Annotated in this window: 23 protein-coding genes, 1 tRNA gene and 1 pseudogene; 21 read left to right on the forward strand and 4 right to left on the reverse strand. The window is 47.5% G+C overall.

Going from position 1 to position 24,062, the window contains the following annotated elements:
- Nucleotides 1–16: 16 nt before the first annotated feature.
- From Q1B11_RS17600 to Q1B11_RS17615, 4 genes are all read left to right on the forward strand, one after another.
- Complete coding sequence (locus Q1B11_RS17600) at nt 17–991, forward strand: hypothetical protein (RefSeq protein ID WP_299734825.1); 975 nt, start codon at nt 17–19, stop codon at nt 989–991.
- Between the two features lie 205 nt (nt 992–1,196).
- Nucleotides 1,197–2,183: a hypothetical protein gene (locus tag Q1B11_RS17605; RefSeq protein WP_299734826.1), complete on the forward strand. Its 987-nt coding sequence runs from the start codon at nt 1,197–1,199 to the stop codon at nt 2,181–2,183.
- A 141-nt stretch (nt 2,184–2,324) separates the two neighbouring features.
- Entirely contained in the window at nt 2,325–3,326 is a 1,002-nt protein-coding gene (locus Q1B11_RS17610) for a hypothetical protein (protein ID WP_299734828.1), read from the forward strand.
- Nucleotides 3,327–3,510: 184 nt separating this feature from the next.
- On the forward strand, nt 3,511–4,419 hold the full coding sequence (locus Q1B11_RS17615; RefSeq protein WP_299734829.1) for a hypothetical protein: 909 nt from the start codon (nt 3,511–3,513) through the stop codon (nt 4,417–4,419).
- A 31-nt stretch (nt 4,420–4,450) separates the two neighbouring features.
- On the opposite strand, the gene Q1B11_RS17620 is transcribed toward Q1B11_RS17615, so the two are convergent.
- Complete coding sequence (locus Q1B11_RS17620; RefSeq protein WP_299734831.1) at nt 4,451–4,699, reverse strand: hypothetical protein; 249 nt, start codon at nt 4,697–4,699, stop codon at nt 4,451–4,453.
- Between the two features lie 170 nt (nt 4,700–4,869).
- Here Q1B11_RS17620 and Q1B11_RS17625 point away from each other — a divergent pair, with 170 nt between their 5' ends.
- Nucleotides 4,870–5,835, forward strand: coding sequence for a hypothetical protein (locus tag Q1B11_RS17625; RefSeq protein WP_299734832.1), 966 nt, complete (start codon nt 4,870–4,872; stop codon nt 5,833–5,835).
- Between the two features lie 55 nt (nt 5,836–5,890).
- Nucleotides 5,891–6,931 (forward strand): hypothetical protein, encoded by a 1,041-nt coding sequence (locus Q1B11_RS17630; RefSeq protein ID WP_299734833.1) that lies wholly within the window; start codon nt 5,891–5,893, stop codon nt 6,929–6,931.
- A gap of 49 nt (nt 6,932–6,980) precedes the next feature.
- On the opposite strand, the gene Q1B11_RS17635 is transcribed toward Q1B11_RS17630, so the two are convergent.
- Nucleotides 6,981–7,865: a bile acid:sodium symporter family protein gene (locus tag Q1B11_RS17635; protein WP_299734834.1), complete on the reverse strand. Its 885-nt coding sequence runs from the start codon at nt 7,863–7,865 to the stop codon at nt 6,981–6,983.
- Nucleotides 7,866–8,330: 465 nt separating this feature from the next.
- Between Q1B11_RS17635 and Q1B11_RS17640 the strand changes: the two genes are divergently transcribed.
- From Q1B11_RS17640 to Q1B11_RS17710, 14 genes and pseudogenes are all read left to right on the forward strand, one after another.
- Nucleotides 8,331–8,999, forward strand: coding sequence for a hypothetical protein (locus Q1B11_RS17640; RefSeq protein ID WP_299734836.1), 669 nt, complete (start codon nt 8,331–8,333; stop codon nt 8,997–8,999).
- Entirely contained in the window at nt 8,906–9,742 is an 837-nt protein-coding gene (locus Q1B11_RS17645; protein WP_299734838.1) for a tyrosine-type recombinase/integrase, read from the forward strand. Before Q1B11_RS17640 ends, Q1B11_RS17645 begins: the two co-directional genes overlap by 94 nt.
- Before the next feature lie 21 nt (nt 9,743–9,763).
- Nucleotides 9,764–9,958 carry a hypothetical protein gene (locus tag Q1B11_RS17650; RefSeq protein WP_299734839.1) on the forward strand — a complete coding sequence of 65 codons (195 nt, stop codon included), beginning with the start codon at nt 9,764–9,766 and terminating at the stop codon, nt 9,956–9,958.
- Entirely contained in the window at nt 9,955–10,215 is a 261-nt protein-coding gene (locus Q1B11_RS17655) for a type II toxin-antitoxin system RelE/ParE family toxin (protein ID WP_299734841.1), read from the forward strand. Before Q1B11_RS17650 ends, Q1B11_RS17655 begins: the two co-directional genes overlap by 4 nt.
- Before the next feature lie 91 nt (nt 10,216–10,306).
- Nucleotides 10,307–10,891, forward strand: a complete 585-nt coding sequence (locus Q1B11_RS17660) for a hypothetical protein (RefSeq protein ID WP_299734843.1) — start codon at nt 10,307–10,309, stop codon at nt 10,889–10,891.
- Nucleotides 10,892–11,058: 167 nt separating this feature from the next.
- Entirely contained in the window at nt 11,059–11,373 is a 315-nt protein-coding gene (locus tag Q1B11_RS17665; RefSeq protein WP_299734845.1) for an AlpA family phage regulatory protein, read from the forward strand.
- A gap of 110 nt (nt 11,374–11,483) precedes the next feature.
- Complete coding sequence (locus Q1B11_RS17670; protein WP_299734847.1) at nt 11,484–11,831, forward strand: hypothetical protein; 348 nt, start codon at nt 11,484–11,486, stop codon at nt 11,829–11,831.
- Nucleotides 11,828–13,405, forward strand: coding sequence for a DUF3987 domain-containing protein (locus Q1B11_RS17675; protein ID WP_299734848.1), 1,578 nt, complete (start codon nt 11,828–11,830; stop codon nt 13,403–13,405). The genes Q1B11_RS17670 and Q1B11_RS17675 overlap by 4 nt, the downstream gene beginning before the upstream one ends.
- 304 nt (nt 13,406–13,709) lie before the next feature.
- Nucleotides 13,710–16,126: pseudogene (hsdR, locus tag Q1B11_RS17685) on the forward strand (EcoAI/FtnUII family type I restriction enzme subunit R).
- A 67-nt stretch (nt 16,127–16,193) separates the two neighbouring features.
- A complete protein-coding gene (locus Q1B11_RS17690) occupies nt 16,194–17,684 on the forward strand; it encodes an N-6 DNA methylase (RefSeq protein ID WP_299734854.1) in 1,491 nt (496 codons plus the stop codon).
- On the forward strand, nt 17,684–19,507 hold the full coding sequence (locus Q1B11_RS17695; protein WP_299734856.1) for a restriction endonuclease subunit S: 1,824 nt from the start codon (nt 17,684–17,686) through the stop codon (nt 19,505–19,507). The genes Q1B11_RS17690 and Q1B11_RS17695 overlap by 1 nt, the downstream gene beginning before the upstream one ends.
- 104 nt (nt 19,508–19,611) lie before the next feature.
- Nucleotides 19,612–20,886: a DUF3696 domain-containing protein gene (locus tag Q1B11_RS17700; RefSeq protein ID WP_299734858.1), complete on the forward strand. Its 1,275-nt coding sequence runs from the start codon at nt 19,612–19,614 to the stop codon at nt 20,884–20,886.
- On the forward strand, nt 20,883–21,425 hold the full coding sequence (locus tag Q1B11_RS17705) for a hypothetical protein (protein WP_299734859.1): 543 nt from the start codon (nt 20,883–20,885) through the stop codon (nt 21,423–21,425). Before Q1B11_RS17700 ends, Q1B11_RS17705 begins: the two co-directional genes overlap by 4 nt.
- Nucleotides 21,415–22,101, forward strand: coding sequence for an RNA ligase family protein (locus Q1B11_RS17710; RefSeq protein WP_299734861.1), 687 nt, complete (start codon nt 21,415–21,417; stop codon nt 22,099–22,101). The genes Q1B11_RS17705 and Q1B11_RS17710 overlap by 11 nt, the downstream gene beginning before the upstream one ends.
- A 791-nt stretch (nt 22,102–22,892) precedes the next feature.
- Here Q1B11_RS17710 and Q1B11_RS17715 read toward each other — a convergent pair.
- Together Q1B11_RS17715 and Q1B11_RS17720 are read right to left on the reverse strand one after the other, a co-directional pair.
- Nucleotides 22,893–22,968, reverse strand: a tRNA-Thr gene (locus Q1B11_RS17715).
- Nucleotides 22,969–23,099: 131 nt separating this feature from the next.
- Nucleotides 23,100–23,534, reverse strand: coding sequence for a hypothetical protein (locus tag Q1B11_RS17720; protein ID WP_299734863.1), 435 nt, complete (start codon nt 23,532–23,534; stop codon nt 23,100–23,102).
- Between the two features lie 69 nt (nt 23,535–23,603).
- On the opposite strand from Q1B11_RS17720, the gene Q1B11_RS17725 reads away from it, so the two are divergent.
- The gene (locus Q1B11_RS17725) at nt 23,604–23,768 is read left to right on the forward strand and encodes a hypothetical protein (RefSeq protein WP_299734864.1); all 165 of its coding nucleotides are present in this window, start codon (nt 23,604–23,606) and stop codon (nt 23,766–23,768) included.
- Nucleotides 23,769–24,062: the final 294 nt, after the last annotated feature.

Genomic DNA, 24,062 nt, shown 5'->3' on the forward strand with positions numbered 1-24,062 from the left:
TCTGGCTGATCATTATATGCGCAACGTTTTACTCTTTTTTTACTGCTCCCTCATGCTGCTACAGCCCCCTACTGTATTTGCACAAATAGAAATGATTTCTGCTGAGATGCTACCAATTGATGCAAACCAACCTGCTGTAAATGGGAAGGTAGATGGAATAGTGCAGCTTCGTTTCAAACTGACGACAGACTCTACATGCGGGGACCAGCCGACCTATTTTCGGTTAACATTTTCAGATGCCCCGGCGACTAACGGCAGCAATAGCGGCATCACACTGCTACCCAGCGGACAAGGTGGCTTAAGGGACATCATGGGCCAGGGAAGCCAGATTTCCTACACAGTTGACAATTATGGAAAAGCTGACATCAACGTAGGGAGCTGGCCTGGTAATCGACTGCAATGGCCTTCACAAGGCTCTAACTTAACCAGTGAAGTGCTGTCAGCAACATTCAACGTCAAAATTAATGCAAGCTTTATTGAAGCCAACCATAACCCTGCAGTAAAAAAAATAAGCTTTTATATTGTCGGGTGGTATGGCAACCACTGCGATTTTAATGATTCTATCAAGTTAGATACCGGAGCCGTTCAAGGGAGCAAGGTAAAAATATCTGGCTTAAAAGATGTTGCTTTAACCGACCGCAAAACCGAGTCTGACTATATGAACGTTTGCTTATACAGCAATACCATGGAGGCAAGGCTTGAGTTCTCAGGTGCCACACAGGCACATAGAAATATATTCAGCCTGTCGAATTCAGCAGGCAGTGATATACCTTACGAAGTGGAAGTACTGGATAGACAGGGCATAAAAAAAACAGTCCGTAAAAATACCCCAAATAATGGCGGCGACTGGTCTTTTTCGGAAACCGATGAAAACTGTTCTGGCTCAGGAGGCTGGAATATGCAATTAAAAATTAAAGCTTACCCGTTGTCCTCCACACATCCGCCCGGGATTTATACTGACACCATGACAGTGACCGCTTCGCCGAAATAACAAGGCCTTGAACTCTCTGAATCCCAGGGCGTTATAGTTCCCTGCACTTTCAAAAAAGGTTAAGGTAATAAAGCCTGCTGAAGTAACACCAAAATGGATATTGTGGTGCAAGCACTCCGGCAGAAACACCAAAACAAGGATGGTTACGCTTAACTCATGATGTTCTGAGCGAAAGCGATCACTAAGGATAGTGGTTAAGTTGCTTATGCTTCGTGTATTTTTTGCGGTCAGTTTTTTACTGTTTACTTCGCTTTCCCATGGAGGGCTTTTCTTTGACGATAATTATCTGGAGACCGACGATATTGACATCGACGGTAATCCCAGCTGCTGGTCTGGAGATACATCCACCTGCTGGATAGAACACTCCATCACTATTCGCTTCAAATCCAAATGCAGCCAGCGGTGTGGTGGCAGAGAATTCACTCAAAAATACCGACTGGGCTTTTCAGATACGTCACTTGGCGACAATGTACAAGACGATGGCCCTCCGGATTTAAAAGCATACACCTATGGTCTGACACCCTTCATGTACCCTTTTAGCATTGATACGGCGACATCGAACGGTTCTACCACGTTTAACCTGGGTGTATGGACATCAGAGTTTATTCCCCCGGGAATAGACTACGTTTATACAACATTCACCTTCCGATTAAAAAAAGAGGAGCTTGAGAATCGTATTAGAAACGGTGATACCAGCTTGAATTTTTATGTCGTGGGTGAAGACATTGAGTCGACCCATTTTATCGACACTTTGCTGGTTTCCATTCCAATTGGCATCGAATCGTTCGTCAGAGTTTCAGGGTTGGAAGATGTCACGCTTCATCAAAATAAGCTTGAGCACGTCTTCAACGCCTGTCTTTACAGCACTACTGGAGCAGTCACTCTCAATTTTGACGGTAATAATGCGCCTGGTGAAGAATTCCAACTGAGCAACACGTCACACTGCAATGGTGGCGCATCCTGCATTCCCTACAAGCTGTTGGTGGCTGTGCCCAATAGTGATGACTGGTTCCGGTATAGAAAACAAAATCACCGCGCTGGAAAAAGGTGGAATGCTGACTCACAACATCAGAGTTGCACCAGTGGCAATAATCTCAGTATTAAAATTGAAGTGGCGTCCAGCGAGCTCAATTCTATTCAGGCTGGTGTTTACAGCGATACCATGACAGTTACGATTGCCCCAAAACAGTAAGAGCCGGGAAGGAATTAGACGACGGCGGTTGTAGACTTGAATATCAGATAGGTTACACTGAAAGTCATAATTGATAACGAATAAAGATGATGGATATCTTTTCAATACATTCAGGGACGCCAGAGTTGTTGTGCCCTGATTATGCTTTATGCCCTTTTACGCTTTTTACCGCTTAACCTATTGGCAGCACCTTTTCTTTTCTTACCTCTATCCAGCTATGGATCACTTCAGTGCTCCAACAATCGCTGCGCCGATATCATTGGCCTTGAGAACCAAACTGTTACTCTGACCGGAGAAGATATCGTCAATGGTAATGATGTCATCTATGGCCAGCAGGAATACTGCACCCTGTCGTATACCCGCCCCTCCAGTACCAGCAATCCATCATCATGGAGCCGTAACCCCTTTGATGTTCAGATGGATGGCGACACCTTTGATAACCGCTTTGTGTTAACCAATGGCAGCAGTCGATTACCTGTGTCGTTTAAATGGCGCGGTGGCGCACCCGTTAATGGCACTTCTGCCTGGGAGGAACCTGCGCCCAATGGATTAACCGCCAGCCAACAGGGCGCAATCTCCTGCGAAGACAAACCTAACTCACAAGCCTGGGTTCGCTTTGAAGTATTGCAGTCGCAACTCAGCAGTTTACTCCCAGGAACCTACAGAGGGCTATTTAAGGTCGATATGGGTAGCGCTAACAGCCTTTACCATGCAGACGTCAACTTTACGGTCAATTTGCCAAGACTGGTGAGAATCAGTGGACTGGATGATATGAACCTCACTGAGCGGGGACGAGGCCAGTATAACGACCGGTTTCGTCAGGAAGAGCAGTTTTGCGTCTTTGTTTCTGGCGGAGGAAATTATCGAATTCGCGCCAGTGGAGGCACAGCCTCTACAACACCTTTCCTGCTGGATAATGGCGTCGACACGGTTCCTTATCGGGTCAGACTGTCTAGTGATGGCGCCAATAATCTCACCGTTGACCCAGGCCAGTGGATTACTGCCGAGAATGGCAGCACATCACTCGACTGTAATGGCAGCACAAACGCCAAATTACGAATTGTTCTTCTGGATGAATGGCTGCAGGATAAGCCCGCGGGTGTCTATAAAGGGACACTTTATTTGACCGTTGAGCCTGCGTGAAGAAAACATGAGCGGGTTATAGCGTGATGCATCACCCAGCCATGAAAATACTGCGTTTTACAGCAGTATACGTATAATCATCTTCGCAATAAAAACACTAATCAAACGACAAAAGACTTACATAGAAATGATGCAAGAATGCGGTCAGTATCGTCAGTCGTTAAAATAACAAGTAGCGAATATCATGAATTACTTTCGCAGCCTCGCTTTCATCTTACTTTTCGTTAGTGTCTCGGTCCCTGCAACCTTTGAGTTTACTGACGCCCCAACGAATAACAGTTATTACATCAATATGGGGCGTTGGAATGGGCTCGATAATATGTCATCCACCCCTCTAACAATACCGATCCGGTCATGCTTTTTTTTCTGTTTGGGTCGAGCAGAGTACTACCTCAGAGCTTATAACTTTGGTTTTACTCACGAAAACAGCGCCATCGATTCAGAGCTAGCCTTAGCAAGAATTACGTTTTCTCAGGTTAGCAGTGGAGAGGCCATCAACCTCATCGGGACTTACCCAACCAGTGGCATTATGCCCGTTGAAAGCGATGTCAGCGGTCAGCTTACTCTGCATATACTTGATAGTGCTCTGGACAGTGCCCAGCCGGGGAAATACCGCGCGCGTGTCACTCTTGATGGGTATAATAACCCTCCTTTTTGGGATGGTAGAGAGGAAGACACAAGATACTTGGATGTCGACGTTGAAGTCCCTGACCGTGTAAAGATAAGCGGCTTAAACGATGTTGTTCTCACTTCGTCATCGTCGAACGCCGTCACCAGCGCGCCAATGAATTTCTGCGTTTTTTCCCAGGGCGGCAGCGATTTTCAACTAAAAGCAAATAGCACAAATGACGCAGGTTCTTTTGTATTGCAGCAGGGCAGTAACGCGATAAATTACGATCTGTTAGTCAATCATCCGGACTATTCATCTCTTCCTCCCAATAGCTTTACAAGCCCATGGAGTGGATCCAAAACCCAAAGTTGTGCTGACGAAGGAGGAAGCAATATGTCATTAAGCGTCCATATCCCTGGCGGACAGAACGCTAATACCGGAGTCTACACTGATACGGTTACCTTAACCGTTATGCCAATGTAAAAAGCTACCCTGAACAGGCAGCTTCGGATGCTTATGAAGTGGCTGCTTTTCCGGAGACGGATTTGTCTTTCCGCAATACCAGCATGGTAAACAGAGATGCTGTCGCAAACATTAAAAGGCTATAAACGCTTGGTCCAATGGACATCGTAGAGCTCTCCAGAATCGTCACAGTGACCAGAAGTGCAAGCGTGCCGTTCTGCAAACCCACTTCCAGACAAATCGTACGAACCTGCTGGTCATTATCCACCAGCCATTTACCCACCAGATAACCCAACACCATGGTCAGCTACTCCGAACAACCATTCCTACCTTGCTTTAAATTCACGGCTGACATCAAAACACCAAGAAGCCAAAATTTTTTAGTGAACTCCACAAAAAAATAAGGTAAAACCAACACTGAAATAAGTACAACAACGTCACAAAGACGCATATCAATCAAGGAATGGCATTATGCTGTTTGCCATCATTCGCCATTGGCCTAAATGGTATCTTTCAGTGCTCCTTACCGTCACGGTAGCCACATCTGATAATGCCTATAGTTGGTTTGAGTTTTCCAGCGACCAGTACTCGGTGACTGCTGACTGGAACGATGAAAATATCGAGAAAACCATCCCATTTTCTTTACGCTCCTGCTTCGGACTCTCGGCAGATTGGTGCGATACATGGTGGCTGACAGGCAAACAGAATTACTTTTTAACCGCTTCTGATTTCAATTTAACCTATGAGGGCTCCTACGGCCCAGACCCAAAAGAGCGATCAATTGCAGAAGTAATTTTTCAACAGGGCACTAACACAAGCGTCCTTAATGATGGCGTGGAAGCGGGAAGTTTTGACCCTGACTCAACGGACTTCGTAGAGGCCGCATTGACGTTTCGAGTGTTAAACCAAGACCTTTTTGACGCACTGCCCGGCAAATATCAGGCAACAATAAACCTCTACGGCATCGAAAGAGATGATAACTCAAGTTTTGATGACACCACCCAGTTTGATGTCACCATCAAAATTCCTGAGCGGATGAAAATCAGTGGTTTAAAGGATATTGAACTCACTTCTAATGGAAACAACAACGTCAGCAGCGCATGGATAAACTTCTGCGTATTCTCTCAGGGTGGCCTGCCATTTCAGCTAAGAGCATACGGCAGTAACGCCACTGACCGCTTTGTGCTTAAGCAGTCCCCAACTTCAGGGGAAATAACTTACAGACTCTTGATAAGAGCCAGTGACGGCAGCAACAGAAAAAATATCCAACCGAATCCTGTTGACGGCTCTTCTTCTGCCTACCAATGGGCAGGCGCTACCACGCCAGATTGTTCCAATGGCAATAATATGTCCCTGCGTGTGCGGGTAAACGGCAACTCAGAACCTTCCGGCGTATATTCCGATGTTGTCACAGTTGTTGTTGAGCCCCCTGCTTAACAAACCGGAATTCGACATTATTATTAGCGAATAAAAACACCAGGAGCCCTCATTGATGATGCCCCGTACTTTTCTCCTTCTTTTCAGCCTGTTCTTTTCGGGGGCGGTATTTGCTGATAACGACTGCAACCAGTCCGACGCTGCCTGCGATAGTAGTGGTAACTCTGCAATCAAGATCAAACGCCTGTTCAATATAGATTTAGGGAAATGGGGTGGAGAGCAGGTCAGCAGCGGGCAAACAGAAGCTGCCAACGATGGTCGTCTTTTCTGTCTCATTGCCTATACAGAAAACAACCCAAGAGAGCTTGATGATTTCACCATCAGTCTCACACAAGTCACTCCTCAACCGAGGAGCACAGGATTCACTTTGCGCAATGCCAGCAGTGAAAAAAGCATTCCGGTAACACTAACCATCTCAGCAGCACCGGGCGATGCACAGGATGGAAAGATCGTCGGTAAAGATCTTTCTGAGTCGATCACCGTTGAGCAAGCCCCTGATGACAGCATCTATAGAAACTGCAAAAACAACGAATACATCATCAGTGCCAGTGTCATGAGTGATGACATTCTCAACAATGCGACCAGTGCTCAGTATTTCGGTCGATTTATTTTGACCGCTCAGCGAGACACTACTCCTCTTTTAACCGTACAAGTCCCTTTTACAGTATCTATTGAACTGACCCCCATGGTTCAGATATCTGGCCTTGAGGATATGTCGCTCTCTCATAATGACGGAGAAGATATTCAGGAAGAACAGAAATTCTGTGTTTATGGTCTCGGAACAAAACGCTTTAAAATCCGGGGTGAAAGTAAGACTGGCTCTGGTGACTTCCGACTGTCCAATGGAAACAGTGATATTCTGTATTCTTTATCCATAGGTTCCGGAAATAGTAACGGTAATGGCAACCTTATCACGCTGGAAGAAGGCGGTGATTACATCACAAAGCAATCATGGAAAGCGTCAAGTACCCAGCTGTGCGATAACGGCGCCAATGAAAATATGCGATTACGGATAACCATTAACAACGCAGAGATAAAAGGCAAAGAGGCCGGATTATACAAAGATACGGCATATTTAATCGTAGCCCCTGATTAAACACTGTTGCATCTGCTCTGGCAAAGCGACTTGTCAGAGCAGCCAGGCCTCATGAAGCGACTGTCTTTCCTTGAGAGGCTTTGTCTTTTCTCAATGTCACCATCGTGAACAGAGAAGCGGTTACAAACATCAACAAGCTATAAACACTTGGCCCAACAGACATTGGTGCGCTCTCTAGAATAGTCACCGTGACCAACAGAGCTAATGTGCCGTTCTGCAAACCCACTTCCAGACAAATCGTACGAACCTGCTGGTCATTATCCACCAGCCATTTACCCACCAGATAACCCAACACCATGGTGAGCACATTCAACGACAGTGCAGCAATACCCGCTTGAGCCAGATAATCAACAACACTCTCTCCCAGTTCAAACGCAATACTGACAATCATCAAGCCCAGTAACGCTGCAGAAAATTTGTTGACGTACGGCTCCGCTTTATTCGCAAAATTCTCCCACTGCACACGAATACCCATGCCAATCAAAATAGGAATCACCGAGATCGCCATCAATTTAATCCAGGTTTCCAGAACCGGTAATTCAAATTGAGAGTCTGCGCCCGCATAGTGATAAATAGCCCAATTGCCCAACAATGGAATGGTAAAGGTAGTGACAAACCCGGCAATCACCGTCAGTGAAATTGAAAGACCAACGTCAGCTTTTGCCAGAAGACTGTAGAGGTTAGAGGTGGTTCCGCCAGGGCATAGCGCCAGAATAAACAAACCAATCGCCACTTCACCGGTTAGCCCGGTAAGGTCAATGATGACAATCGCCACTAAAGGTAGAAGCAACATCTGGCAGACAATCCCGACCATAAACGCTTTTGGCTGCATGAAAACGCGGGTGAAATCTTTGGAGGTGAGGCTTAGCCCAACGCCGATCATGATGAGAATAAGAGCAACGGGTAGCCCTATCCCAACGAGTGCCTGATACATGGGTGAAATCCTTGTTCTACTTTGTTATTTTTCTTTGTTTTGTGATTCTGCAGCCTTTCAGCCAATAACACAATGGTGAATTTCTTTCAGATAAGGAAGTGAGAAACGGGTAGGAATATTTTTATCGGGAGGGGCATCTGCACTTTGCCGACACCTTTGCTGGATCAAAATGCCAGATAGCAAAAAGCCCGAAGTATTTACTAACACTTCGGGCTTTGCTGTATATGGTGCCGGCACCAAGAGTCGAACTCGGGACCCACTGATTACAAGTTGAAAGTATTATAGTTTCATATCATTCCGCTAAATTCCACTATACTGCCCAGAACCCTTTAATAACAGGGGGTTTATGATGTTAGACTGTTTTGTATAATTCCATTAGCTTCCACATAATTCCAATAGAAAGTGGGCACAAAAGTGGGCACAGATTATGAGCAGTCATAACAATAAAAAAAATGGTGTTAATTAATGGCAAATATTTCTGCAAATAATTTAAAGGACATCAATTCAAAACTCAGTGAGCGCATCGGTGGCCGTGGTGATGGGTCATTACTTTTTATCCGGAGAGAGAGTGGAACGATAGAAGCATACTATCGTTACAAACATCTGGGCAAAGAGGTCAAAGTTAAGCTGGGGCATTTTCAATCAAATGACGGCTCTCTTTCCAAGGTTCTGGATTACTGCCGTGAAAAGTCCCGTGACCTGTCACGCTTGCGTCGCCAGTGTGGCGGTGATCTGAAAGGGTATTTGGAAGACAAAGAACGTAAGCAGGAACAGCAGAAACTAGAAGAGCAACAACGGCTGGAAATGGAAGCCCGCAAAGGTTCATTTTCTGATCTGATGGAATCTTATGTACTGGATCAGAAAACTCAGGGTCATGAAAGTGCCCATCAGTCCCGCCAAGCATTCAGACTCAATGTGCTTGAGGCCTATCCGATGTTTGCGGCTAAAAAGGCTAAGGATGTGACGCCGGACGACATTGTCACCATCCTGGCAGCGATCCACCAGCGAGGCTCTGAAGTAGAGTCTGTTCGGGTTCGGGATTGCTTCACGCCTGCTTTAACTTTGGCATCAAGGGCGACTATGACCCGACACGGATTACCGAAAAGCGTTTCTATATCCAGCATAATCCGGTAACAGCTACCAAGAAAAACACCAAGGCCTCCCAGCCCGGTAACCGTGTGTTGAGCCATGAAGAGGTTCGGCTGTTCTGGAACAACATTGACAACACCCATCGCGTCGGTTTCGTTATGGCCTGTGCGATCCGCTTTATGCTGGCCACCGCAGGGCAGAGGCCAAAACAGTTGCTCCGGGCAACCTGGGAGGACTACGACTTTCAGCGAAACTGCGTTACCCTGATAGACCGGAAGGGACGACAGGGAACGGCAAAGATACATGTGGTACCACTAACCGGCAGGGCAATGGCGATCCTTCGAGCGGTGAGAGAAGTCTCCGCTTCATACCCCTGGCCGTTTTGTTCGGGAGTGAAAGGCCGTAGTGGAGCCAATAAGGGCGAACTGTTGCCACTTACATTGGAATCTCTGAAGAACGGTTTTATACGCTATAACAAGGCACTGGCTGAACGAGCCTCCGCTGAGGGAAAACCGGCACCAGAACCTTTCACGGCCAGGGATATTCGCCGTACGGTTAAAAACCTGATGATTGATGCCGGCATCAACCGGGAACAAAGAAATCTGCTTCAGTCCCACGCACAGAACGGTGTGGACGTGAAGCATTACGACCGGCATGAGCACCTGCCAGAGAAGCGGGAAAGCATCCGCAGATACGATGCCCTGCTGGATAAAATCCTGAAAGGGGAAGAGATCACCCTGGTGAATATGGATACCTACCGCCAACAGAAAGAACTCAGTTTTTCATAACCAACTTAAGGGAACACTGGTATGAAACCAGACAGCAACCCCCAGTACATCACCGACGATCAGGGCAACCGGGTATCTGTCGTCTTACCAGTGGACGACTACCAGGAACTACTGGATGACCTTGAAGACCTGGCCGCCATTGCCGAGCGCCGGGATGAAGAGTCCGTTTCCCACGACGATGTACTTAAGCACCTGAAGGCCAGCGGCAAGCTATGAGCCGTTATACGTTGCACTGGAAGCGTTCCGCCCTGAAGGAGCTGGAGAAGTTGCCCAGAGCCACGGTGAGCAAACTGATGGCACTGGCGGAGTCGTTGATGGATGAGCCGTTTCCCGATGGCTGTCGCAAACTGTCCGGTGCAGAACATACATGGCGAGTCAGAACAGGCAACTACCGTCTGGTGTACCAGATAGACAACGGACAGCTAATTATCGAAGTGATCAAAGTCGGTCACCGTAAGGCGGTTTACCGCTGATTTTTTCTTTGGCCAGTATAGGGTTTTACCCGAAATGACAGGTTTCCGGCTGTTTGTACTGGGTGTTTTAAACGGGTGGAGCAGTTGAAAGGTGAGTAATAGATTAAAAGACTGGCTGCTTTGTAAGGAGTATTCGTTAGACGAAGTAACAAAGCTATTAATCGGTTGTGACCCTTACGAAAGTTTATTTGACCCCTTATTAGATGTTGAAGATTACAACTACTTAGAAGCCAAAATGGCTCTGTATGAGAGGTTGATCCTAGAAGAAGCTGAGGCTGGGCGTTTAGGAAAAAAAGTACTGTCGAAAGAGCATCCAGATGAAGGCTGTTTTTCATTTGGGCAAGAAGAAATCATCGAATGGGCAACCAATTCGGGGTTGGAATTTCCTTATGGGTTCTCTCATGAGCCCACTCAAAAATCTAAAACAAATAGTCCATTGGATGAGCTCCTAGACCCAAACAATCCATATCTTAGTGACAAACTACGAGTCATTATTGATGTTTGGTTGGAGCTCGTCGAAAAAGGGACTCAAGGACAAACACCAAAACAAGCAGCCGAACGAATAATAAAGGATAAATACCCAGCAACAACCGATGTAAAGGAGCTTGTGAAGGTCATCAATTGGTATCCACAAGGACGAAAAGATTTCCCTCCATTAAAAGAATACAAAAAATAATTTCAACTAACTATAAATCATTTTTAGCCTTGATAAACAGATAGTTAGAGCTACCTACCCCCAGGTAAAACCAGCTACCTATACCACGGTAGTATATCTTTTTTAGGTTTTATGGTGGTTATAAGCTACTCCCATGCAGTTCCATAAACTACACGGGAGTCAGGGATATGACCACCAGCAACACCCCTTTCATAAAAAGCAAAACCTGCCCGGTTACTGCTGCTGACCAGACATCTGTCGTCAGCCAAAGCAGTGACGCCAGCACACCTCTACCAATGCCTGAACCGCAAAAAATTCTGCCGCAGGGTGTCATCTACCTCACCAACCAGCAAGTGCGTGAACGCTACCAGATCGGAAATACCACGCTGTACCGCTGGATAAATGATGAACAGACCAACTTCCCGAAACAACACCAGTTAGGGCCGCGCTGCGTCCGCTGGCGGCAATCGGACCTGGAAGCTTGGGAGTCACAGCGGGTCTGATGGGGCACCGTCATCTACAGCTCAAAACTGAGCCGTCAATCTGCTGAAACTGAACCACTAAAAAAACGGGTTCAGTTTGATGAAGCCCACCGGATGGAGTTCGTTGACCGATGAAAAAACTCCCCCCATACGGCAGGCAACTATTTGTCTCGCCACAAACCCGAATTCTTATGCTGTATGTCGGCACCCCACATTGCAGGCAGGCTGCGAAGCATGACCAGTCACTGGGCCAGTTTCATCATCTGGTGTTGCCCGAGATCAAGGACGCCGAACAGTACCGGTGGCCAGTTAAAGACTGCGTTATCACCGCCATCGACTTTGGAGGTTCAGAACATCCAGAAGTAGAACACCTGATCGCAGTGCTTGCTGAGGCTGGAGCCGCCGAGGTGAGTGTAAGGCAGATACATACCAACCAAATCACCGTTTACGACCGGGAAGAACAAGAGTCAGCCGCATGAAAAAAGTGAAGACGACCACCTACACCCCACCGGTGGATGAAACCCTCAGTCAAAAGCCCCGTCCGGTTTATATGGACGGTGCCATTTACAAAGAACACTTCAATGCCAATGGCACAGAACGAAATAAGCAGGCCAATAAACAAGCGATGTCTCAAAGGAATGAGCTCAATAAGGCTGCACCTGCAAAAACAAACAATCACCCTGACAACGCACCTGATATAAAACCCGCTGCTTACACTCAACCCCATGACGCCGACAATGAGGATCACTTCAACACACCACCCACAGTCCCTGACAACGCCTTCCCTCCATGCCTTCAGTCTGCGGTGGGTATAGCCTGCCATGGTACAGAAGCCCACCCAATGGCCGTAGCACTTCACTATGTCGTCTACTTTGCAGCCAATATTGGTCAGCAGCGCTATATCCGAATTGGCAATGAAAAGCACAATCTCAATTTCTACGGACTGCTGGTGGGAAAAACCGGCAAGGTGAAAGGAACCGCTGAATCTCAGGCCCGTTTCATTGAACAACTGGCGACTGCCGATCTCGTGACCAGATACAGCTATAAACCACCCCGCAAACTATCTGGCCTATCATCCGGAGAAGGATTAATCGAAGCCATTAAAGACCCCGGTGATGAGGAAGATGACAAGGCATGGGTTGATAAACGGCTACTGATCACCGAATCAGAATACGCCAACGTGCTGACTCAGGATCAGCGGGGCGGCAACACACTGTCGGTGATACTCAGGGATGCTTACGATGGCAAAACCCTGTCCAACCTCACCGTCACCTCCCGAGTAGCCACCAGCCCCCATATCAGCATTATTGGTCACATCACTCCCGGCGAACTCCTTGGCCACAAATCCTTTTTGTCGCAATCCGTTAATGGCGCCCTAAACCGAAACCTGATCTTTTTTGCCCGTCGTGAACAGACGACCCCGACACCTAGACAATACACGCCTGAAGAAGCGGAAAGTCTTTCACAGTGGTTTGCCGAAAGTATTTATCGAGCCCGGGATCAAAGTAACTCCGATAACTATCAGGTCAAACTAAAAAACAGAGAAATGGTGATGTCTGACCCTGCTAAAGACGTTATTACAAAAGAGTACCACCGCAGAGAAGCGGAACAGGATGCTATGCCTGAACTACTAGCTAACCTAGTGTCACGTCACCGGGTCTTTGTCTGGCGACTGTCGGCTATTTTGGCATTGATGGATGGCACTGATACCGTTGCGGCAGAACACGTTCAGCAGGCTTATCGCTGGCTGGATTACTCTCTGGACAGCATCCGCTATCTGCTGGGTACAGCAAGGCAGGAAGCGGAGCAGGAGGAGGTTATGAGCCTGGCCGATACCATCTACGATTTCCTGCTGAGCTATAACAACGGTGAGGGTGCATCCAGCACAGATATCAGCCGCATTCTGTTCAGCGGTAACAAAAAGGCTAAAGACATTGCTCCGGCTCTAAAGGCACTTATCGACTCCACTCCACCCAGAGTGGAACAATTTCAGCCAGAGAAAAAAGGTCGTGGGAAGAAGAAAACCATCTTCAAACCCATTACAACGAAATAAAAGAATTTACGAAAGTTTTCTACAGCCCACGAACCACGGGAGCTATAAATTACGTAGCCGATTACGAAGATAAAACGGTTTACGCAGTAAATCATTCACTATGAAAAAATGACCTGCGCTGAATTAATTCGTGACATTTATTAATTCGTAACCGGAATACGAATTAGATAATCCAGTCATCATGCCGCCTGTGTGCATAAGTTCGTAAATTCGTTATTTTCGTCAACAGCGCCAGTCACACCTATTTACCCTTTCGCCGATTATGCGACAATGACCAAATTATGCTGTGACCGGATGCACCGCCATGCCCATCGACAAATCCCGACTCACCGAATCCGACATCATTTCCAAGTTCATTCTGCCGGCCATTAAAGACGCTGGCTGGGATGACATGACCCAGATCCGTCAGGAAGTGAAACTGCGAGATGGTAAGGTGGTGGTTCGTGGTCAGGCGGCTGCCCGTAAGAAAGTGAAGTCTGCAGATATCGTACTCTACCAGAAACCCGGCTTACCGCTGGCGGTGGTAGAAGCCAAAGCGAATCAGCACGAAATCGGTAAAGGCATGCAGCAAGCGTTGGATTATGCCCGGTTGTTGGATGTGCCGTTTGCCTTTGCCTCGAACGGCGATGGTTTTATCTTCCACGACAAAACCAACCCGGCATCGCTTGAAACGGAAATCCGTCTGGAAGATTTTCCGTCACCAGAAACGCTCTGGCAGAAGCTCTGCACCTGGAAGGGATACACTGAACAACAGTTGCCCATTATTACCCAGGATTACTTCGACGACGGCAGTGGCAAATCACCTCGTTACTATCAGCTTCAGGCCATCAACAAAACCATCGAAGCCATTGCCCGGGGGCAGGATCGGGCTCTGCTGGTTATGGCCACTGGCACCGGTAAAACTTACACCGCCTTCCAAATTATCTGGCGCCTGTGGAAAGCTAAAAACAAGAAGCGCATTCTGTTTCTGGCAGACCGCAATGTACTGGTAGATCAAACCAAGAATAACGATTTCAACCCTTTGGTTCCGCTATGACCAAGGTGACGAAGCGCACCGTTGATCCGGCTTACGAAATTCATCTGGCACTGTATCAGGCACTCACCGGGCCAGAAGAACATCAAAAAGCCTACAAACAAGTGAACCCGGATTTCTTTGATCTGATCGTCATCGACGAGTGCCATCGTGGCAGTGCCGCTGAAGACAGCGCATGGCGGGAAATTCTCGAATACTTCAGCAGCGCCACCCAGATTGGCCTGACCGCCACACCAAAAGAAACCGATGAAGTCTCTAACACCGATTACTTTGGCGATCCGGTTTACACCTACTCTCTGAAAGAAGGCATAGAAGACGGTTTTCTTGCACCCTACAAAGTGGTGCGGGTTGATCTGGATATTGACCTGCAAGGCTGGCGCCCCACCAAAGGCCAGACCGATAAACACGGCGAAACCATTGAAGACCGCATCTACAACCAGAAAGATTTTGACCGCACGCTGGTGATCGATGAACGCACCCAACTGGTGGCGCAAACCATCACCAGTTATCTGAAGCGTACTGACCCAATGGCGAAAACCATCGTCTTCTGCAACGACATCAATCACGCCGAAAGAATGCGACGGGCGCTGATTAACCTGAATCCGGAGCAGGTGGCAAAAAGCGACAAGTACGTAATGAAAATCACCGGTGACGATGATCTGGGCAAAGCGCAACTGGATAACTTCATTAACCCGAAGAAACCTTATCCGGTCATCGCCACCACTTCCGAGTTGATGACCACCGGCGTAGATGCCAAAACCTGCAAACTAGTGGTGCTGGATCAATCCATCCAGTCCATGACCAAGTTCAAACAGATCATTGGCCGTGGCACCCGCATTGATGATCGCTACAACAAACTCTGGTTCACCATTCTGGATTTCAAAAAGGCCACCGAACTGTTTGCCGATGAACGATTTGATGGCATTCCGGAAAAAGTGATTGATACCAACAGCCACACCATCAACAGTGATGACGATGAGCTGAAAGCTATCCTCAATAACACTGAAGACGAAGAGAGCGAAACCGCCGTTGGTGAAGAGTCTGGCGAATACAACGTCAACAGCAGAGATGACACAGCGACCGATACAGACAACACCGGCTTTGACTACGATGACAACAAAGTCAGAAAATTTCACGTCAACGGCGTAACCGTCAAAGCCATTGCCGAACGGGTTCAGTATTACGATACCGATGGCAAACTGGTGACGGAATCCTTCCGGGATTACACCCGTAAAACCATGGCCAAACAGTTCACCACTCTGGATGAATTCATAAAAAAATGGCAGTCCGCCGAGCGCAAACAGGCCATTATTGATGAACTGGAAAACGAAGGTATTCTCTGGGAAGTGCTGGCGGATGAAGTAGGCAAAGACCTCGACCCCTTCGATCTGATTTGCCACGTTGTTTACGATCAGCCGCCATTAACCCGCAAAGAACGGGCGGAGAATGTGAAGAAGCGCAACTACTTCACCCGCTACTCCGACACAGCGCAAACCGTTCTCAGCACCCTGTTGGATAAATACGCCGATGCCGGTGTGCAGGAAATTGAGAACAAAAATGTACTGAAAGTCGCCCCGTTCACCGCCATTGGTCGCCCCATCGAAATTGTGAAAAAGGGTTTTGGCAAACCGGCAGACTACGAACAGGCCATCAGCGAACTGGAAGCGGAAATTTACCGCTCTGCCTGATACCCTTCCTATCAAATACGCTCATGCCCGTGCATGGGCGTCAGAATTCAAATTGTAAGAGATTCCCATGTCCATCAGTTCCGTAATCAAATCCATTCAGGACGTCATGCGTAAAGATGCCGGTGTCGATGGCGATGCCCAGCGTCTTGGGCAGATGTCCTGGCTGCTGTTTCTCAAAGTGTTTGATGCCCAGGAAGAAGAGCTGGAATTTGAACTGGACGACTACCGATCACCCATTCCGGACGAGTATCTGTGGCGCAACTGGGCGGCGGACAAACAGGGCATGACCGGCGATGAATTGCTGGGGTTTATTAATAACGACCTGTTTCCGGATTTGAAAAACCTGATCGCTCCGGTGGATAAAAACCCCCGTGGTTTTGTGGTGAAAGAAGCCTTCAGCGATGCCTTCAACTACATGAAAAACGGCACACTGCTGCGACAGGTGATCAACAAGCTGAACGAAATCGACTTTACCGATTCCAAAGAACGACATCTGTTTGGTGATATCTACGAACAGATTCTGCGGGATCTGCAAAGTGCCGGTAATGCCGGTGAGTTTTATACGCCCCGCGCCGTCACCCGCTTTATGGTGAACCGCATAAACCCGCAACTGGGCGAAAGCATTATGGACCCGGCCTGTGGCACCGGCGGCTTTCTGGCCTGTTCGGTGGATCATCTGAAAGATCAGGTAAAAACTGCTGCCGATCATCAGACTTTGCAAAAACAGATTCACGGCGTGGAGAAAAAGCAGCTTCCACACCTGCTTTGCACCACCAATATGCTGCTCCACGGCATTGAAGTGCCGGTGCAAATCAAACACGGCAACACCCTGAACAAACCGCTGTCCAGTTGGGATGATCAGGTGGATGTGATCGTCACCAATCCGCCTTTCGGTGGCACCGAAGAAGACGGCATTGAGAAAAACTTCCCGGCGGAACTGCAAACCCGGGAAACCGCCGATCTGTTTTTGCAGTTGATTATCGAAGTGCTAAAGGAGCCTTCAGCGGATGGAAAGTGCGGTCGTGCAGCCGTGGTACTGCCCGATGGCACTTTGTTTGGTGAAGGCGTAAAAACCAAAATCAAAAAACTGCTGACGGAAGAATGCAACCTGCACACCATTGTGCGCCTGCCCAACGGCGTGTTTAACCCGTACACCGGCATCAAAACCAATATTCTGTTCTTTACCAAAGGCACACCCACCAAGGATATCTGGTTCTACGAGCATCCTTATCCGGCGGGCGTGAAAAACTACAGCAAAACCCGGCCCATGAAGTTTGAAGAGTTCCAGCAGGAGAACGATTGGTGGGGTAATGAGGCGGACGGTTTTGCCGCACGGGTAGAGAACGAACAAGCCTGGAAGGTGAGCATCGATGAAGTGATTGCCCGCAACTTCAATCTGGATATCAAAAATCCCCATGTAGGCGAAATCATCAGCCACGATCCGGATGAACTGCTGGCCAGTTATCAGCAACAGCAGCAGGAACTGGAAGGGTTGCTGGGGCAGTTGCAGACGATTCTGGGCGATGCGCTAATGAATAAACAGCAGGAGGAAGCGTAATGTCTGCTGCGGAACAACTGCTTAGTAATAATCTTTCGACGCTGGCACTGGCGGTGCAGAAAAAATCATCTTCTGGTCTGGGTTCCAGTAAGAAGATTGATCTTTATGGCATCAAGAAAGTTCGTGAGTTGATTCTGGAATTGGCGGTGCGGGGGAAGTTGGTTCCGCAGAATTCTGATGATGAGCCTGCTGCAAAGCTGTTGGAGTGGATTGAGGCTGAGAAGGAAAAGTTAGTTAAAGAAAAAGTAATTTCACGCTCAAAGCCACTTCCTATTGTTTCAGAGGATGAAAAACCTAATGATTTACCAACGGGGTGGGAGGTTGTTCGCCTTGGTGGGATAACATCCAAGATGGGATCAGGTAGCACACCAAAGGGCGGAAAAAATGCTTATGTCACAGAAGGTATAGTTTTTCTTCGATCTCAAAATGTGCTGAATGAAGGACTTAAGCTGGATGATATTGCTTATATTCCTGTTGAGACACATCAAAAAATGGCAAACACAAAGGTGTTGCCAGGAGATATTCTTCTAAATATTACTGGAGCATCGCTCGGACGCTCAACAATCTTTCCTGAAGAACTTTGTGAAGCCAATGTCAGCCAGCACGTAACCATTATTCGACCTGTAGAAAGCCAAATGGCTCAATTTATTCACCTTGGAATTCTTTCGCCAATGGTTCAGAGGCTGGTTTGGGGGCGTCAAGTAGGTATGGCGATTGAAGGTCTTAGCAAAAAGGTATTGGAAATGTTTGAATTTCCAATACCTCCGCTGGCAGAGCAACACCGCATCGTCGCCAAAGTCGATGAACTGATGGCTCTGTGCGACCAGATTGAACAGCAGACCGAAGCCAGCCTGTCCGCTCATACGACACTGGTAGAAAACCTGCTGGCAACCCTCACCAACAGCACCAATGCCGAAGAACTGAAACAGAACTGGCAGCGCATCGCCGGCCACTTCACCACCCTGTTTACCACCGAAGCGAGCATCGACCAGCTCAAGCAGACCATCCTGCAACTGGCCGTGATGGGCAAGCTGGTCCCTCAAGACCCCAACGACGAACCCGCCGCCAAACTGCTGGAACGTATAGCTGCCGAAAAAGCCCAACTGATTAAAGAAGGTAAAATCAAAAAGCAGAAGCCGTTGCCGCCGATTGGTGAGGATGAGAAGCCGTTTGAACTGCCTCGGGGGTGGGAGTGGTGCCGATTAGATGATATTTGCCACGGAATTTCATCTGGGTCGACACCGCCTAAAGCCAATTTTCATGAGGATTCAGGAGCCCCTTACCTAAAGGTCTACAACATTCGCGATCAAAAGATAGATTTTGAATATAAGCCTCAGTATGTCGATGAAGATTGCCACTCAGTGAAGCTTAAACGATCGATTTTGTATCCCGGCGATGTTGTTATGAATATCGTAGGGCCGCCACTCGGCAAGATTGCAATTATTCCCAACACCTATCCAGAATGGAATTGCAATCAGGCTATAACTTTTTTCAGGCCCATTAAGCCCGGCTTTAACCGGTACATCTACACGTACTTAATAGCGGGTACATTTCTAGACGCAATTGAACTGATTGGCACCGCAGGACAAGACAATATATCAGTAACAAAGAGTCGGTCGATTTTACTTCCAACTCCACCACTGGAAGAACAACACCGCATCATCACCAAAGTCAGCCAACTAATAACCCTCTGCGACCAAATAAAAACCCACCTGCAACACCAGCAGCAAACCCGCCTGCATCTGGCGGATGCTATGGTAACGCAGGCACTTAACCCAGTTGATTCCATAGAGACTGATCAGTCAGCGAGAGCGAAGCTGTAACCATAGACCGTCAAGGCTACAGATAATGGACTGGACTGTCTGGTTACACGATAAATAGAATACACTGATTAGCAACGGTTGCTGGTCTGCTAAAGGAACGCAATATGCTCACCCGATTAAAACTGTCCAACTTTAAGGCCTGGCGAGAGTCAGGTGACATTCAGCTTAAACCGGTCACTTTGTTGCTGGGTGAAAACTCCACGGGTAAGTCGAGCCTGTTACAAAGCCTGTTGTTGATGAAGCAGACAGCAACATCGCCAGACCACACCATTCATCTTAATCTGGGCGATGAAGTTAATGACTATGTGGATATGGGGTCATTTGAGGATCTGCTGACCAGAAATCCGGAAAAGCGCAAAGTAGGCATTGAGCTGGATGCGGTACACAACAAAGATCACTGCTTCTTTTCAGTAGAGTACGCTCAGGATTCCAAAAAAAGCCCGGTGATTGACAGCATGAAGCTAAGCCCGGACAGCGAGCAATGGTTCCGTGTCGCCAGAACTGAACGAAGCGCATTCGGCATCTACCTGCCCGGAGAAACCCGTACCACTCTGAAGTCACGTTCCTTTGCGCCTGAGCGCGGTATTGCCTTTTCAGCAGATGCCATTGCTGCTCTGGGGGAGTCCGGGAAAACCGTGCAAAATCTTAGCCTGCAACTACGGCGTGAACTGGAAGGAATCTCTTACCTTGGGCCGCTGAGAAATAAACCAAAACGGACTTACCTCTGGAATCGTACCCGCCCCGGCATCATTGGTGATGATGGTAGTAATGCGATCCCCGCACTATTAGCCAGCGCTCAGGCTGGAAAGAGAAACGATGATGACCTTGTTGCCTCCGTTTCCCGCTGGCTGAAAAAAATGAAGATCGCAGACAGGCTGGAAGTGAAACAGCTCAGTGCCGGTCATTACAGTGTGCTGATTCACCGGGATGGTATCGTCGCCAATCTACGGGATGTGGGTATCGGCATCTCACAGGTATTACCGGTTTTGGTGTTGGCTTATTTTGCTCCGTCGTACTCTACCGTCCTTCTTGAAGAACCAGAAATCCATCTGCACCCACAGGCACAATCTTTATTGGCTGAACTGTTTCTTGAAGTCAGCAAGAAGCGTCATGTTCAATTTATCGTGGAAACCCATTCAGAGCACCTGTTCCGCCGGATGCAAACATTGGTGGCTAAAAAGAAAGCCAAACCTGAAGAGTGTGCGCTGTATTTTGTTGAGCGCCATAAGTCCGATGCGGTTTTGAAAACGCTGGAAATGGATGCCTTTGGTAGATTATCCGACTGGCCAAAGAACTTTTTTGGTGATGCAACAGGGGAAGTGCGTGAGCAGGCAAAGCAGACCATGCTCCGAATGAAAAAGGAGCGCAGCGCTTCATGAGTCGGCATGTAGTGGATACTAATGTTTTGATTGTTGCCAGCGGTGAACATCCGGAATCGCCGTTTTCGTCAGACATGCACCCAGTGGAAGATGCCAGCGAAGCTGAAAAGGTACTGGAATGGCTGGAAGATTTTGAAACTGGTAATGATCATATGGTGGTCGATGATGATTGGCAGATACTGGGTGAATATCAGAATAAGCTAACAGAGCAAGATTATGGGCACCGGGTTGTTTTTGAAAAGATGTCACGGGGAGAAATGGATTTTGTCCACATTGAGTGGGTAGAGGACAACTCCCACCCTGATAAGGTTGCAGTGCTGAACGAGCCACTTAATAGTGTCATACATGATCTGGCAGATACCAAAATTGTTGCGGCCTGCCTGAAATCTATAGAACACAATATGCCCTGCACGATTATCAATGCGTGTGATACAGACTGGTATGACTGGCAGGTCCATTTAGAGGCCGCAGGTGTTCAGGTTGAACAGTTGATTGAATCTTGGTCCCGTAAAAAATGGAAAGAACACCATGAACGATGATTTTTTCCGCTTCCCCCACACCCCACATATTCAATGGCTGGGTTCTGGCGAACCTCGCGGCGACAAGTTGCTATCTGGCAACGAGGTCAATGAACTTCTGTCGGCAGAACTTACGGTGGAAGAAAAGATTGATGGTGCGAATGTCGGTTTCTCTGTTGGCTCTGATGGAAAACTCAGAGCACAAAACCGTGGTGCCTGGATTGAACGGGATGCGGGCGGTCAGTTTAAACATCTCTGGCGTTGGATCAAACGGTACGAACCCGATCTGATCAGTCTTCTGGACAACAACCTGATTCTGTTTGGCGAATGGTGCTATGCCTTCCATTCGCTGGCTTATCAGTCTCTGCCTGACTGGTTTGTTGGATTTGATCTCTATGATCGCAAAGCTGGCAGATTTTATTCTGTTCCACGAAGGGATGAGCTGCTAACCCTACTCGATCTAAAACCGATCGAGTCACTGACCAGCGGTACATTCTCAATAGAGCAACTATTAGCATTACTGAATAAACCATCCCGTTACGGTTCAGACAAAATTGAAGGCATCTATCTGAGGCAAGACCAGGGTGAATGGCTTAAGCAAAGAGCAAAGCTGGTAAGAAGCGACTTTACTCAAAGTATTGGCGAACACTGGTCTAAAAAGGGCATCGTACCGAATCAGGTTTTCAACCAGATATAGCCCCATAACTACTGGCAGAAACGAAAGAACTAATATCTATTTTGCTGCGGATGCTTACTGCCTGTGGCATCATCCAAATGCCGAGATACCGTAGCATTGACAGCATACGCCACTCGTCCCAGAAGTTTGTCATCAAATTTACTGGCAATGGTTAGCTTTTCAAATAGCACCCAGATCAGCCTTATTGAGAAGCCAGACTTTGTCCTGCATATTTTTATGCCGGAATACCGTGATCTTCACTGCCACCTTCGTGACTAAGAGTGTAAAGCCTTACCGGAAAGCCTTGAGGTTTTAGCATATTGGTTTTCCATAATGTTCTCTGTTTGCGAACAGCGAACGTGGTAGCTCATTCATACCGATACCCGTCAATACCTTATTTTACCCACCAGCGCGGAACATCTAGTCGATGCTTAGGAAGCGACCTGCTCAAATAAGATGACCCCACAGCATCGTTGCTTTTCTTTGTAGAGGCTTTGGCAGGATAGATGGAAAATACCTCCTTGAACGTTGCCATCAAACTTGATGACTTTTCCGCTAACTTACAGCGTTGTGTAGGCTCAAGGTATACCACTATAAAAAGGGGGATATAGCTACAGGTTCTACGTTAAGAATTTACGTATTGAGCACAACACGTGATGAGGTATTGATATTTAAAAAATATGCGCAGATTAGAAGAGGATCGCCGTGTAGTCCCATAACACCCCAAAGGAAAGTGGGCGCAATAGTGGGCACAAACTAGCAGATAGCAAAAAGCCCGAAGTATTTACTAACACTTCGGGCTTTGCTGTATATGGTGCCGGCACCAAGAGTCGAACTCGGGACCCACTGATTACAAGTCAGTTGCTCTACCAACTGAGCTATACCGGCGAGGAACGAGGTGAATAATATTTACACCCGAAGGGTTTGTCAACTTCAAATGTTAAGGTAATTAACACAACGCCTTGAGGCACTCTAATCTACTTGCCTGAATCCACTGATTATCAGTCGTTTGCTCTTATTTAGTGGAAGCTTCGAGCGTTAAGCCCATAAAAAAGTGCATTGCCTGCCACACTGCTAGTAAAAACGTTCAGCAGAATAACTAGCACATTCACATAGCTTTCTGATCGCTCAGGATTAGGCAAAAGCTCTTGCACCACGGCACTGTCCATCTCAAGCAGCGCCTGGATAATACTCTCTCTGGAAAGCACTATATCCAATGAGGCAATCGCACCAAAAATAATCAGCGTTGCACCAATCGTGATGTAATGCCACTTCTCCTGTGCCTTTGACAGCGCCGTCAGGAGGAGCAGTAACAACACTGGATAACCAATAAATCCAATAGCGGGAAAGCGCTGATAAATTTCAAAACTCAATGACAACGAGCCAAGAAGAATGAACAGCATTACAGCCGCCAGCCACCAGCACAGGTAACGTTTATTTGATTCCGAAAGCATAAGCCACCCCAGATTCCAAGTAGCCAGTGTATCGGCTGAAAAAGTCCGGGACTAAATAAGGAGGGGGGAATGGTGAAAATAGCAGGAAAGCTAAATCAGGCTTCCTGCCTGATCATTGCCTTTCTTCCTGAAAGAGATTTGGACATCCTGTCCTGTGGCTTCCTGCCTGGTGTCATCCTTGATAATACGTCAGCTGTCTGCCTCCGTGGCTTTGAGACTTCCTGTCTCAGCTGACGGTTACCATTATGCAATGTGATCCCTGTCACGAATAGTCAGGAAAACCCCACAATATTTGTGAGATATTCGCCATAGATGACAGTCGTCTTTTACTTAAGGTTTTCAAACAGCGAGAATTAAAGAAGGATTGTGTGATGGTGTTATTTACGACGATTGCCGTTAATTTTTTTAGATGCAAAAAAGCCAGACGTTTCCGTCTGGCTTTTTTGTCGAATTGGTGCCCAGGAGAAGACTCGAACTTCCACGCCCTTTCGGACACTAGCACCTGAAGCTAGCGCGTCTACCAATTCC

Origin of the sequence: uncultured Endozoicomonas sp. (genome assembly GCF_947495845.1) — a bacterium.
Classification (GTDB): Bacteria; Pseudomonadota; Gammaproteobacteria; order Pseudomonadales; family Endozoicomonadaceae; genus Endozoicomonas.

Coding starts and splice junctions, on each gene's coding strand:
- Q1B11_RS17675 (WP_299734848.1), top strand. CDS start 11,828: ATGAAAAAAGTGAAGACGACCACCTACACCCCACCGGTGGATGAAACC.
- Q1B11_RS17710 (WP_299734861.1), top strand. CDS start 21,415: ATGAACGATGATTTTTTCCGCTTCCCCCACACCCCACATATTCAATGG.
- Q1B11_RS17670 (WP_299734847.1), top strand. CDS start 11,484: ATGAAAAAACTCCCCCCATACGGCAGGCAACTATTTGTCTCGCCACAA.
- Q1B11_RS17620 (WP_299734831.1), bottom strand. CDS start 4,699: ATGGTGTTGGGTTATCTGGTGGGTAAATGGCTGGTGGATAATGACCAG.
- Q1B11_RS17700 (WP_299734858.1), top strand. CDS start 19,612: ATGCTCACCCGATTAAAACTGTCCAACTTTAAGGCCTGGCGAGAGTCA.
- Q1B11_RS17650 (WP_299734839.1), top strand. CDS start 9,764: ATGAAACCAGACAGCAACCCCCAGTACATCACCGACGATCAGGGCAAC.
- Q1B11_RS17725 (WP_299734864.1), top strand. CDS start 23,604: ATGGTGAAAATAGCAGGAAAGCTAAATCAGGCTTCCTGCCTGATCATT.
- Q1B11_RS17690 (WP_299734854.1), top strand. CDS start 16,194: ATGTCCATCAGTTCCGTAATCAAATCCATTCAGGACGTCATGCGTAAA.
- Q1B11_RS17720 (WP_299734863.1), bottom strand. CDS start 23,534: ATGCTTTCGGAATCAAATAAACGTTACCTGTGCTGGTGGCTGGCGGCT.
- Q1B11_RS17610 (WP_299734828.1), top strand. CDS start 2,325: ATGCTTTATGCCCTTTTACGCTTTTTACCGCTTAACCTATTGGCAGCA.
- Q1B11_RS17640 (WP_299734836.1), top strand. CDS start 8,331: ATGGCAAATATTTCTGCAAATAATTTAAAGGACATCAATTCAAAACTC.
- Q1B11_RS17625 (WP_299734832.1), top strand. CDS start 4,870: ATGCTGTTTGCCATCATTCGCCATTGGCCTAAATGGTATCTTTCAGTG.
- Q1B11_RS17615 (WP_299734829.1), top strand. CDS start 3,511: ATGAATTACTTTCGCAGCCTCGCTTTCATCTTACTTTTCGTTAGTGTC.
- Q1B11_RS17665 (WP_299734845.1), top strand. CDS start 11,059: ATGACCACCAGCAACACCCCTTTCATAAAAAGCAAAACCTGCCCGGTT.
- Q1B11_RS17655 (WP_299734841.1), top strand. CDS start 9,955: ATGAGCCGTTATACGTTGCACTGGAAGCGTTCCGCCCTGAAGGAGCTG.
- Q1B11_RS17635 (WP_299734834.1), bottom strand. CDS start 7,865: ATGTATCAGGCACTCGTTGGGATAGGGCTACCCGTTGCTCTTATTCTC.
- Q1B11_RS17605 (WP_299734826.1), top strand. CDS start 1,197: ATGCTTCGTGTATTTTTTGCGGTCAGTTTTTTACTGTTTACTTCGCTT.
- Q1B11_RS17695 (WP_299734856.1), top strand. CDS start 17,684: ATGTCTGCTGCGGAACAACTGCTTAGTAATAATCTTTCGACGCTGGCA.
- Q1B11_RS17705 (WP_299734859.1), top strand. CDS start 20,883: ATGAGTCGGCATGTAGTGGATACTAATGTTTTGATTGTTGCCAGCGGT.
- Q1B11_RS17630 (WP_299734833.1), top strand. CDS start 5,891: ATGATGCCCCGTACTTTTCTCCTTCTTTTCAGCCTGTTCTTTTCGGGG.
- Q1B11_RS17600 (WP_299734825.1), top strand. CDS start 17: ATGCGCAACGTTTTACTCTTTTTTTACTGCTCCCTCATGCTGCTACAG.